Raw genomic sequence first — 10,526 nt, forward strand, 5'->3', positions numbered from 1 at the left:
GTTCCTGGTGTGCTGTTAGAGAGGAATGAGAGAACACCTCCCGGTCCCCCGGGAGAAGCACTCGACGATGGGCGGGATGATCATGATCCTCGATCACACGTCGCTGCGGGACCTCGCGGGCATGACGGACGACATGGGCGTCCTATCGGTCTACGCGACCGCCGACCCGCGGGACACGTCGGCCTCCCCGGCCTGGCGCCTCCAGGTCGCCCAAGCCATCGACGCGCTGCGCGACCAGGCCGCCGAGGACGGCGACAGGGAGCGCAAGAACGCCGTTCTGCACCGCCTGGACCGGCTCGGCCCCGAAATCGACAGCATGCTCGACGTCGCCACGTCAGGGCTGGGCCGCGCCCTGTTCGCCCCCGTCAACGGCGACGACGTGCGCACGCTCGCCGTCCAGATGCCGCTGGAGGACTGCGCGCACCTGGAGAGCCGGCCCTACCTGCGGCCGCTGGCCGCGGCACTGACCACCGACGGACCCGCGGGCGTCATCGCCGTCTCGCGCGACGGCGTCCGCGTGATCGACCTGCGCTTCGGGGTGTCCCACGAGCTCACCCGTTTCGGGTTCGAGATGGAGAACGAGGACTGGCGCCCTTCCCGCCGGTCGATGGCCGCGGGCGGGTCGGGCCCGGCGTCCGCCGCCCGCGCCTACAGCGGGGAGGACCGCTTCGGGCGCAGTATCGACGAGCACCTGCTCCGGTTCTTCGGCTCCGTCCGGCCGCGCATCCGCGCCATCGCCGACAGGGAGGGCTGGGAGACCATCGCGATCACCGGTGAGGCGCGGCTGCTCAGCGTCGTCCGCAAGGGCTTGGAGTCGGCCGGCGGCCACCGCGACATCGTCATGCTCGACCACGTGGTGGAACACAAGTCCGTGCCGGAGATCGCCGCCATCGTCCAGCCCGAGCTGCACGCCCGGCGGCTGGAGCGGTGCGAGGCCGTCGCCGACGAGGTGCGCTCCACCGCCCTCGCCGGTGGGAACGGCACCGTCGGCCTCAGCGACACCCTCGGGGCTTTCCGCGAGGGCCGGGTGTCCCATCTCTTCCTCGACGGTGAGCGGCATCTCAGCGGGCACCGCGGACCCGACGGCGCCTACTACCCTCAGGGGGAGACGCCGCCGGGCACCGAGGCGGCGCAGATGGTCCCCGAACACGATCTCGGCGAACGGATGATCGAACTCGGCCTCAACAGCGGGGCCGACGTCACCGTGCTGCCGCCCGGTCCGGCGGACACGCTCATCGAGGACGGCGGCGTGGCGGCGATGCTGCGCTGGTGACAGCGGAGGAGGTCCGGTGGAGGGGATGGGGCCGCGCGAGTTCCAGCTCGTGCTGCTCCGCCGGATGGCGGACTTCCAGCCCGGGATGGTCGAGGACGCCGTTCGCGCGCTCGGCTCCTCGCGGACCGAGATGCGCGAGGCCAACCGCCGCTGGCAGGCCATGGCCCACGCCGCGCGCGCCCCGCGCGGGGCGCGGCGCCACACGGCCGTCCTCGGCCCGGCCGCGTCGGTGGGCGACCGTGCGGTCGGCGACCTCGTCTGCCGGTCGCACCGCTGGCCCGTGGACCTGTGGCCGGGCCTGAGCTTCGAGGTGGTCACCGTCCCCGGGGGAGCCGTCGTGCAGGAATGGCTCGTCCGCGACGGCGCCGTCGGCGGCACCGGCGCGGGCGGAGGCGGCGACGCGGCCGCTCCGCGCCCGCGCACAGCGGCCGAACTGGTGCCGTGGTCGTACGTCGTCGACGACGTAGCGCGGGCCTTCGCGCCGGCCCGCCCGCTGGAGGGGACCGCGCCCTCGCGCTGGCGGCTGGCCTTCGACGCCCCCGAGGGCGCTCCCGACGGGCCGCCCCGCCGCCACATCGCCGACTTCACCTGGGGCCTGCTCCAGCAGGTCACCCCGTCCGACACCCCTTGACCGACCCGCTCGTCCCGCCCGCACGGGCCCGACTCCGCCGGGGCGGGTCCGCGGGCCGTCCCGGCCGGACGCGACGCCGATCGGGGGGCGCCCTTCCGCACGCCTGAGGCCCGTTTCCGGGCCGTGCTCGACCGCTTCCGTGCGTGCGTCCGAGGCCGGTTCGGGCGGTTCTGGTCCGCTTCGGTTCCTGCGGCCTGACCGGGAGTGCGATCACGGTTCCCGTGCGCCGTGCGCCGTGCGCCGTGCGCCGGTTCGGGCGTGGCCCGGCCGAGCGCCGGCGACGCGCGGCCGGACGCTCTCATGGGCCCGGGGCCGGCCCCGACCGACAGCGCGGCCATCGGTGTTCGTCGGCCGCACGCCGGCCGAGCGTCGCCGGGGCACAGGCGTACAGGGGACACCGCGCGGCGGTGCCCCTTCGGCGGGGCCGTGGGCGGTCAGCGCCGGTAGGAGCGCCGGTAGGCGCGGCGCATCAGCACGGCGACCACCCAGAAGATGGCCGGGATCCCCACCGCCAGAAGGATGACGATGAGGATGCCCGTCAGTCCGAGTCCCATGCCGTGCGACTACCCGCGCGGCCCGCGGAGTCACATCGCACCGGGCGGGATCTCGGCCAGCGCCGCCACCTGGTCGGCGAGCGGGGGCGCGCCGAGCCGGTTGTCGATCTCGGCGTGCCGGACCGGCGGCGGCTCATCGGCCCGGACGCGGTCGACGAACGCGTCGAACCCGGCGAGCTTTCCGGCGTCGCGCCCGCGCCCGCGGGCACCGATCCGGGCCCTGAGCGTGTCGGCGTCGCTGCGCACCCACACCAGCTCGACCGGCTCCCCGCCCAGTTCCGCCACCCAGGAACGCCAGCGGGCGGGGTCGCGGATCTGCCCGGTGAACGGGGCGACCAGCATGACCGGGCACCCGGGGGCGCGGATCTGGCGGGCCGCGGCCGTCATCCCGCCGTATTCGTGCACCTTGACGTGGTCGTCGTACCACGGGCCCTCGCGCTCGCCGTAGTCGCGCCCGTGCGCGGCGAGGACTTCCGCGACGAAGCCGCTGTAGAGGGTGTCCTTGTCCAGTAGAGCGGGCACCGGGCGCAGCCGTCCCAGCAGCAGCGCGGCGACCGTCGACTTCCCTGATCCGGGCGCCCCGGCGACCACCCGTACCCGGCCGTCCGGCGGACGGGGGATCTCGTTCATCCGACGGCTCCTCGCATGAGAATCCCGGGCTGCGGCCAGGGGGCGGCGTGCCCCCGACCTCCCGACGTGACGACCCCACCATGCCGCACCCGTCGCGACCGCGGCCAATGACCCCGCTGCGGGGCCGGCGAAGCCCGGGCGCGGCCACGGGCGCCACTCGTCCGCCTCCGGCGCCCGGATCCCCCCGCAGGCGACGGATCCCGCCCGCGGCAGCGGGTGCCTCGATCTCAGGGAGGGACATCGAGCGGTCGGACACGACTCACGGGGCGGCGCCGCCGGGACGGACGCTCGGAACGGTCGGCTCGCTGGTGTGGAGCGGTGCCGGAAAGGAGCCGGCGATCCCCGCAACGGCGTGATGGCCGGAGCCGCCCCGGGAGATCAGGAGTCCGGGTTCCGCCCCTTGGCGGGCTCTCACCGGGGAGGGGGAAGATCATCGGCCCGCCTCCGCACGCCGACGTGCGGGGGCAGGGGGCAGCGCGGTGGGCCTGGAACCGGTGCCGTGCGCGGGGCGGCGCGGCGGTGTTCGGGGAGGGGAAATCCGGTTGCCCGGCCGGAGGCCGCGACTTAGGGTCGCGGTATGGTGACCGACACCGGGGGCCGCCCCGGTATTCCCCGCACCTGCGCCCGCTCCGGCGGCGGGCCCCTCGGCGCGACCCGTCGGGCCGTCGGCCGGCCGCGGCACATCCCCGAGTGAGAGCCGCTGAGCCGACGGAGCCGCCGGATTCGACGGACCGGCCGGATCCCGGTGCGCGGCCCTCTAGGCGGTTCTCCGTGCGGTCCGCCATGGGCCCCGTCGCGCGGTCCGCCATGCGGCCCCCCGCGCGGCTCGGTGCGGCGTTCCACCGTTACTGGGGGTCCGACGTCACCGTTGGTCTCACCGATGGCATGCTGGGCACGGCGATTCCGCTCATCGCCGCCCTGCTGACCACCGATCCGCTGGCCGTCTCCGGCCTGACGGCCGCGCGGTTCCTGCCGTGGCTGCTGTTCGGCGCCGTGTCCGGGGCGGTCGTGGACCGGATCGACCGCGCCCGCGCGATGATCACCGCGAACCTGGTGCGCTCCGCTGTGCTGGCGCTGCTCGCGGTGCTGATCGCCGGCGGCCAGGCGAGCATCTGGACGCTCTATGTCGTCATGTTCACCGTGATGACGTGCGAGACCGTTGTCGACACCGCCTCCCGCGCCATGCTGCCCGCGCTGGTCGGCCGCTCGCACCTGGACCGCGCGAACGGCCGCCTGGAGGGCGGCCGGGTCGCGGCCGAGGACTTCGCCGGGGCACCGATGGCCGGGCTGCTGTTCGCGGTCGCCGCGGTCCTGCCCGTCGCATCGGCGGCGGGGACCTACGCGCTCGCCGCCCTGCTGCTGGTCGCCATCCCCGTGACGGCCCGGCGGCCCCGGAGGCCCGGCGGCCCGGCCGGCGGAGATCCCGCCGGCGGCGGCCCGGTCGGCGGCGGTTCGGGCGGGAGCATCGGGCGGGACGTCGTGGAGGGGTTCCGCTACGTCTTCGGGGTGCCGATCATGCGCCGCATGGTGCTCCTCCACACGGGCACCATGATGGGCCTCCAGATGGGCGCCGCGGTGCTCGTGCTGTTCGTCGTGGAGCGGCTCGGGGTGCCGCCCGCTCTGTACGGCGCGTTCATGGTGTCGTCGGCGGTGGGAGCCCTGCTGGGCTCCGCGGTGGCCGCCCGGGCCGCCGCGAGGTTCGGGCGTGCCCGGGTGCTGCGGACGTCCCTCGTCGTGATGGCCGCCCTGGCCTTCGGGCTCGCCCTCGCCCCCGGCCCCCTCACCGGCGCATTGGTGTGGGGCCTGCTCGGAACGGCCCTCGCCGTCATGAACGTCCTGTTCGCCGGTGTGCTCCAGGTGATCGTGCCCGATGAGCTCCGGGGCCGGGCATCGGGGGTCCGGCGGATGGTCGGATGGGGGCTGAGCCCTCTGGGGGCGCTCGCCGGCGGCATGCTCGGGCGGATCGACCTGGCCCTGCCCTTCGCCGTGAGCGGGCTGGTGTTCGCTCTCACGGTGGCCGTGTGCTGGCGGACGATCGGCGCGGCCGTCCGCCTCGTCGGGGACCGTCCGGGTATGGGGCACGCAGAGCCGCCCGCCTGATGCGCATCGCGGGGATCACGTTCCCGGCCCCCGGAGGGGGCGTGCGCCGAGGGCTCCCTATCAGGTCGGGGGGCCGCCGCGCGGGGGCCGGCCCGCGGCCTCCGGGGCGGCGTCCTCCTCGTCGTCGGGCACCCGGCGCAGGACGTCGCCGGGCCGGCAGTCCAGCGTGCGGTAGATCGCGTCGAGGGTGGTGAACCGCACGGCCTTGGCGCGGCCGTTCTTGAGGATCGCCATGGCGGCGGCGCGGAGGGCGAAGGCGAAGGATCGATCCATGTATCGATGATCGATAGATCGGCGTGGCTCGGGCCATGGCCTGGCGCACACGCCCGCCTGAGCGCTCCGGCGGACTCACGCGGGCAACGCCGGATCCCCGGGGATCCGGCGCCGTCGCGCGGTGCGTCTCAGTTATCGCCGTTGAGCAGGTCGGGGGCGTAGTACTCGTCGACCGGGACCGGGCCGCGATAGCCCTGGCACATGCACTGGCGATAGCTCCCGGCGGTCTGCCCGGTCCAGCGGCCCGGGATGACCACCTGTGCCTGGCACAGCTTGGACTGCTGGTCGTGGAAGACCAGGTGGTGGCCGCAGCCGCAGATGGGCTGGGGGGTCCGGGGCGAGGAGGGGATCGACGGCGGGCGCGGGGGCGGCTTGGGACCGCGCTTGGGCAGCATCCGGCCGATCAGCACGCCGCCGAGCGCGACGGCAGCCCCGAGAACCAGGCTCACCGGGTCCATGTCATGCACCGCCCTCCATTGCCGGTCGTTCTCATTGTGGCCCACATCCGTGGCTCCGAGCCGCCCCGGGCCGTGATTCCGCGCGGATTTTTCGGCCGGACCGGGTACACCGAACCGCGGACCCGCCGGCGATCCGAAGCCCGGACGCGCCGCGGCGCCCCGGGGGACGGGCTGCCGCTCCCCCGGTCAGGGACGTACCGAAGCGCACGGGAGGACCCCCATGCCCCGCCCGCCCATCGACCCCGTCGTCTGGACCCCGCCGCCCGCTCCCGCACGGGCGTGGCGGCCCCAGAGCGACCCGCCGCTGCCCCCGGTATCACTGGTGGACCTGGCCGGCGCGGCCGGCCCCGAGGACATCGCCGTGGAAGCCGACGGATCGGTCCTCACCGGGGTGGGGGACGGGCGCATCCTGCGGCTGCGCCCCGACGGCGCCCCGCCCGAGACCGTGACCACGACCGGCGGACGCCCGCTGGGCGTCGAGGTCGCCGATGACGGCCGGCTGGTGGTCTGCGACGCCGAACGCGGGCTGCTGCGGATCACCCCCGACGGTGCCGAGACCGAGGTGCTGGTGGCCGCCGACGGTACGACGCTGGCGCTGTGCAACAACTCCGCCATCGCCCGCGACGGCACCGTCTACTTCAGCGACTCCTCGCGCCGCTTCCCCCTCAGCCACTTCATGGGCGACGTGTACGAGGGCTCGGGCACCGGCCGCCTGCTGCGCCGCACACCCGACGGCGAGGTGACCGTGCTCCTGGACGGCCTGCACTTCGCCAACGGGGTCGCCCTGGCGCCCGACGGATCGTTCGTGGCGGTCGCCGAGACCACCGCCTACCGGCTGCGCCGCTACTGGCTGACCGGTCCGCGCGCGGGCGAGTCCGACCTCCTCGCCGAGAACCTGCCCGGTATGCCCGACAACCTGAGCACGGGCACCGGCGGCCGGATCTGGATCGCGCTGCCCGCCCCGCGCAACCGCTACCTGGAGTGGGCGCTGCCGCGCGCGCCGGTGCTGCGCAAGCTCGTGTGGAGCCTGCCCGAATCGGTGCGACCCAAGATGGGGTCCACCGCGTGGGTCATGGCGGTCGACGCCGCGGGCGACACCGTCGCCGACCTCCAGCGGCCCGGCGACACGTACCGCATGGTCACCGGTGTCCGCGAGCACGACGGCGGCCTCTACCTCGGCAGCCTCGTCGCGGGCGCGATCGCGCGGGTCGACCTCCCGGACGCCGCCGGGTGACCACACGGCCCGCCGGGGGGCGTGTGCGCGCCTCTTCCGGCGGGCCGGGAAAATCGCAGTTCAGAGGACAGGACAGCGCGCGCGAAGTAGCGTGATCACTCGAAACCCCAGTGACCACGCGGTTGTCGGCGGTGCATCCCCCCAGAAGCACGCGTGCACCGCGCTCGCGAGAAGACGACCGGATGATCCACGACAGCGCCGTCATTTCGGCCGCCCACAGCCCGTCGCTCCGGCTGCGCAGGCTCGCCTGCCACCTGCGCCGTGCGCGCGCGGCGGCCGGCCTCACCACCCCCCAGGTCGCCGCCGCCATGCGGTGGAGCGTGGGCAAGGTCAGCAAGATGGAGACCACCGAGTCCAAGCGGATCAAACCCGACGACCTCGACGGCCTCTTCGACCTCTACGGGATCGGCGACCCCGCGACCCGCGAGGCCCTGCACGCGCTCGCCCGCGACGCCCGGGAACGCGGCTGGTGGGCGAAGTACCGCGACGTCTTCAAGAACGAGGTCCTGCCCGACCTCGAAGCCGAGGCCGCGGAGCTGCGGTCGTTCGAGTCGCAGGTCGTGCCCGGCCTGCTGCAGACCCCCGCCTACGCCGAGGCGATCTTCCTCGGCGGGCTCCAGACCGACCCCCACCGCATCCGCCGCCGGGTGGAGGCGCGGATGGCGCGCCGCGAGATCCTCACCCGCTTCACGCCGGTGCGGCTGAAGGCCGTCATCGACGAGTCGGTGCTGCACCGCCACGTAGGCGGGCCGCGGGTGATGGCCGCCCAGCTCACCCACCTGCTGAACATGGCGCGCACCCCCAACGTGGAGGTGCGGGTGCTGACCTACGACGTGGGAGCGCACGCGGCACTGACGGCCCCGTTCATGATCCTGGGCTTCCCGCATCCGGCCGACCCGACGATCGTGTGCGTGGAGACCCTGAACGAAGCGCTCTACCTGGACTCCGAAGAGGACGTCCGCCCCTACACCGCGACGTTCGACGTCGTCGAGCGCGCGGCGGCCGACGAGGCGAGGTCGGACGCGCTCATCGAGGGCGCGCTGTACGCGGTGGGGCGCCTGCGGTGACACTGCGCACGGAGTTCCGCAAGAGCAGCCACAGCGGGCAGGGGATCAACTGCGTGGAGGTCGCCCGGATCCGGGCCGCCGCGGCACCCGGCCGCGCGAGACCCGGGGGGTGCGGACCCACCTGCGACGCGGCCGTGGCCGGCGCGGTGATCCGTGACTCCGAACACCCGGATCTCGGCGACCTCGCCTTCCCTGATGCGGAATGGCGGGCGTTCCTGGTCGAACTCGTCCACGCTCCGGGGCCCGCCGGCGGGCCCCGGAGCGGCGGCTGAGAGCGGGCCCGTCAGCCGGAGCCGCCCGCCCCGCTCCCGGCCACCCCGTCCCCGACCCGCTCCCGCCCGGCCCCGCCGCCCCGCCACGGCCGTCCTCGGGACTCCGGTCCGCCCGGCCGCGCCGACGGGCGCGATTCCCTTCCGGAGCGCCGGATCGTCACCGGTGCGCAAAGAATACGCTTCGGGACGCCAATTCCCGGTCATCGGACCGCGTTTCAGAAAGAAATGCGGTGATGATGTCCCATAGTCGCGAAATGCCGGACGGGCCCGGTGGATCGACGCCGGGTTTCCCGATCGAGGAGTCGCCGTGTCCAATGCCATAGCCATGATGCTGCCGTTCGTCTTCGGCCTGATCGCGTCCCCATTGCCGATCGTCGCGGTCAGCCGGCTGCTGGTGTCCGCCGGCGGCCAGGTCAAGGCCGCGGCGTTCGTGGGCACCTGGTTCGTCACCGTGGTGGTCATCGCGCTGGTGGTGGCCATGGTGTCGTCGATCGGCGTGGGCCGCTACGAGGTCGGGACGTCGCCGGGGTGGGTCGGCGTCATCCAGCTCATCATCGGCGTGGCGCTGATCGTGCTGGCCGTACGGATGCTGGGCCGGCGGTTGGCCGCGGGGGACGCCTCCGACCCGGCGCCCCCGGACTGGCTCGCCGAAATCGAGGACACCGCGGTCTCCCGGGCCGCCTCGTTGGGCGCCCTGCTGACGGCCGCGAACCCCAAGAACCTCGCGATGGCCATCGGCGGCGGCACGGCCATCGGCGCCTTCGGGCCCGCGTTCGGCTCGGTCATCGGGCACGCCGTCATCCTCGGGCTGCTCGGCTCCATCGGCCTCGTGGTTCCGTTGGCGATGGCCGTGGCCGCCCCCGAGGAAAAGGCCGAAAGCCGGCTCCAGAGCGCCCGCGCGTGGCTGGTCGCGCACAACGACGTGATCGTCCTGACCGCCGTGTTCGTTTTCGGCGGCGTGTTCCTGTCCCTGGCGCTGGCCGCGCTGTTCTGAGGCGTCCCCGCCGCCGCGTGCGGATCCCGGGCGGCCGCGGGATCCGCGGGATTTTACGGGACTTTGCCGGGTTCTTGTTTCTTTCGTCGGCCTCAACGGATTTCGTGGCAATGAGGTGCGGTCGAATCGGACCGCAGACGGAACCGACGGAAAGGGACGGTCTCGGTCGTCCCGAGAGGAATGCGCAATGAAAAGCTCGAAGGCGAACCCCTGGGGAATCTTCGGCGCCACGATTCTCTTCATCGTCGGTGCCATCAACATCGTGCAGGGCATCGTCGCGATGTTCCGGCCCGAATTCTTCGTCGCGCCCAACGGCCAGATGATGACCATGAACTTCCCGCTGTGGGGAGCGCTCCTGGTGATCTGGGGCATCATCCTCGCCATCGCCGGCTTCGCCCTGCTGTCCGGCCAGATGTGGGCGCGCGTCTTCGCCGTTGTGATCGCGGCGATCAACGCCGTCCTGCAACTGGCGTTCCTCGCGCTGCACCCGGTGTGGTCGGTCGTGGCGATCGCCCTTGACATCGTGATCATCTACGGCATGACCGTGGGTTGGCAGCACCACCGCGCCCAGATGGGGGCCTACGACGCCGGCCGCACCGACGCGGCCCGGACCCCGGCGGGTCGCGGGGGCGAGGTGCCGTCCGGCAGCGGGTCGCCCGAGAGCGGCGGCTCCGGCCGGGCCGGCGGGGAGTCGGCCTACGCCGGTCCCACGTCGGGCGAGCGGCCGCCGGAGTCCTCGGAGGGGCGCGGCCGCCACGAGGGGCCCGCGAGCTGAGCCCGGAACACGGACGCGCGGCGGCCGCCGGACCGGGACACCGCGTGTCCCGGCAGGCTCGCCGACGGCGCGCAACGGGGGGCGGCCGGCGACGGCCGCCCCCTCGTGCCGCCCCGCCCCTCGCGGCGGCGGACCGGGCTAGGCCGTGTCTGGGAAGTCAGAGCCATTCGTTGATGACCGCGATCAGGACGGTGGCCTCGTAGCTTGAGGCGAGCTTGTCGTAGCGGGTCGCGACCGCCCGGTTGCGCTTCAACCGGTTGATCCC

The 10,526-nt window shown here is 74.0% G+C and carries 11 protein-coding genes; 8 read left to right on the forward strand and 3 right to left on the reverse strand.

All coding sequences use genetic code 11. The features are described 5' to 3' along the window. Positions 1-25: 25 nt before the first annotated feature. Both ACFO4E_RS15965 and ACFO4E_RS15970 read left to right on the forward strand, forming a co-directional pair. Positions 26-1,273 carry a VLRF1 family aeRF1-type release factor gene (locus tag ACFO4E_RS15965; RefSeq protein WP_378575510.1) on the forward strand — a complete coding sequence of 416 codons (1,248 nt, stop codon included), beginning with the start codon at positions 26-28 and terminating at the stop codon, positions 1,271-1,273. A 25-nt stretch (positions 1,274-1,298) separates the two neighbouring features. Further along, complete coding sequence (locus ACFO4E_RS15970) at positions 1,299-1,904, forward strand: hypothetical protein (protein WP_378575551.1); 606 nt, start codon at positions 1,299-1,301, stop codon at positions 1,902-1,904. Between the two features lie 584 nt (positions 1,905-2,488). Here the strand turns inward: ACFO4E_RS15970 and ACFO4E_RS15975 are convergent. Further along, positions 2,489-3,088 (reverse strand): P-loop nucleotide/nucleoside kinase family protein, encoded by a 600-nt coding sequence (locus tag ACFO4E_RS15975; protein ID WP_378575513.1) that lies wholly within the window; start codon positions 3,086-3,088, stop codon positions 2,489-2,491. Between the two features lie 771 nt (positions 3,089-3,859). On the opposite strand from ACFO4E_RS15975, the gene ACFO4E_RS15980 reads away from it, so the two are divergent. Further along, positions 3,860-5,188: an MFS transporter gene (locus ACFO4E_RS15980; protein ID WP_378575516.1), complete on the forward strand. Its 1,329-nt coding sequence runs from the start codon at positions 3,860-3,862 to the stop codon at positions 5,186-5,188. Between the two features lie 60 nt (positions 5,189-5,248). Here the strand turns inward: ACFO4E_RS15980 and ACFO4E_RS15985 are convergent, their stop codons facing one another. Together ACFO4E_RS15985 and ACFO4E_RS15990 are read right to left on the reverse strand one after the other, a co-directional pair. Next, the gene (locus ACFO4E_RS15985) at positions 5,249-5,461 is read right to left on the reverse strand and encodes a helix-turn-helix domain-containing protein (protein WP_378575519.1); all 213 of its coding nucleotides are present in this window, start codon (positions 5,459-5,461) and stop codon (positions 5,249-5,251) included. Between the two features lie 128 nt (positions 5,462-5,589). Beyond that, entirely contained in the window at positions 5,590-5,919 is a 330-nt protein-coding gene (locus ACFO4E_RS15990) for a hypothetical protein (RefSeq protein WP_378575554.1), read from the reverse strand. Between the two features lie 220 nt (positions 5,920-6,139). Here ACFO4E_RS15990 and ACFO4E_RS15995 point away from each other — a divergent pair, with 220 nt between their 5' ends. The 5 genes from ACFO4E_RS15995 (at position 6,140) to ACFO4E_RS16015 (ending at position 10,261) form a co-directional block, all read left to right on the forward strand. Next, positions 6,140-7,153 carry an SMP-30/gluconolactonase/LRE family protein gene (locus tag ACFO4E_RS15995; RefSeq protein ID WP_378575522.1) on the forward strand — a complete coding sequence of 338 codons (1,014 nt, stop codon included), beginning with the start codon at positions 6,140-6,142 and terminating at the stop codon, positions 7,151-7,153. A 182-nt stretch (positions 7,154-7,335) separates the two neighbouring features. Then, complete coding sequence (locus ACFO4E_RS16000; protein WP_378575525.1) at positions 7,336-8,220, forward strand: helix-turn-helix domain-containing protein; 885 nt, start codon at positions 7,336-7,338, stop codon at positions 8,218-8,220. Then, positions 8,217-8,492, forward strand: a complete 276-nt coding sequence (locus ACFO4E_RS16005) for a DUF397 domain-containing protein (RefSeq protein WP_378575528.1) — start codon at positions 8,217-8,219, stop codon at positions 8,490-8,492. Before ACFO4E_RS16000 ends, ACFO4E_RS16005 begins: the two co-directional genes overlap by 4 nt. 307 nt (positions 8,493-8,799) lie before the next feature. After that, complete coding sequence (locus tag ACFO4E_RS16010) at positions 8,800-9,486, forward strand: GAP family protein (RefSeq protein WP_378575531.1); 687 nt, start codon at positions 8,800-8,802, stop codon at positions 9,484-9,486. Between the two features lie 187 nt (positions 9,487-9,673). Next, complete coding sequence (locus ACFO4E_RS16015) at positions 9,674-10,261, forward strand: DUF7144 family membrane protein (RefSeq protein WP_378575534.1); 588 nt, start codon at positions 9,674-9,676, stop codon at positions 10,259-10,261. Positions 10,262-10,526 lie beyond the last annotated feature (265 nt).

It is taken from the genome of Nocardiopsis mangrovi (assembly GCF_042653925.1).
GTDB classification, from domain to species: domain Bacteria; phylum Actinomycetota; class Actinomycetes; order Streptosporangiales; family Streptosporangiaceae; genus Nocardiopsis_B; species Nocardiopsis_B mangrovi.

Bases quoted from the DNA above. Each gene is read 5' to 3' on its own strand.
- ACFO4E_RS15985 (WP_378575519.1), bottom strand. From the start codon at position 5,461: ATGGATCGATCCTTCGCCTTCGCCCTCCGCGCCGCCGCCATGGCGATC.
- ACFO4E_RS16000 (WP_378575525.1), top strand. From the start codon at position 7,336: ATGATCCACGACAGCGCCGTCATTTCGGCCGCCCACAGCCCGTCGCTC.
- ACFO4E_RS15965 (WP_378575510.1), top strand. From the start codon at position 26: ATGAGAGAACACCTCCCGGTCCCCCGGGAGAAGCACTCGACGATGGGC.
- ACFO4E_RS15975 (WP_378575513.1), bottom strand. From the start codon at position 3,088: ATGAACGAGATCCCCCGTCCGCCGGACGGCCGGGTACGGGTGGTCGCC.
- ACFO4E_RS15995 (WP_378575522.1), top strand. From the start codon at position 6,140: ATGCCCCGCCCGCCCATCGACCCCGTCGTCTGGACCCCGCCGCCCGCT.
- ACFO4E_RS15970 (WP_378575551.1), top strand. From the start codon at position 1,299: ATGGGGCCGCGCGAGTTCCAGCTCGTGCTGCTCCGCCGGATGGCGGAC.
- ACFO4E_RS15990 (WP_378575554.1), bottom strand. From the start codon at position 5,919: ATGGACCCGGTGAGCCTGGTTCTCGGGGCTGCCGTCGCGCTCGGCGGC.
- ACFO4E_RS16015 (WP_378575534.1), top strand. From the start codon at position 9,674: ATGAAAAGCTCGAAGGCGAACCCCTGGGGAATCTTCGGCGCCACGATT.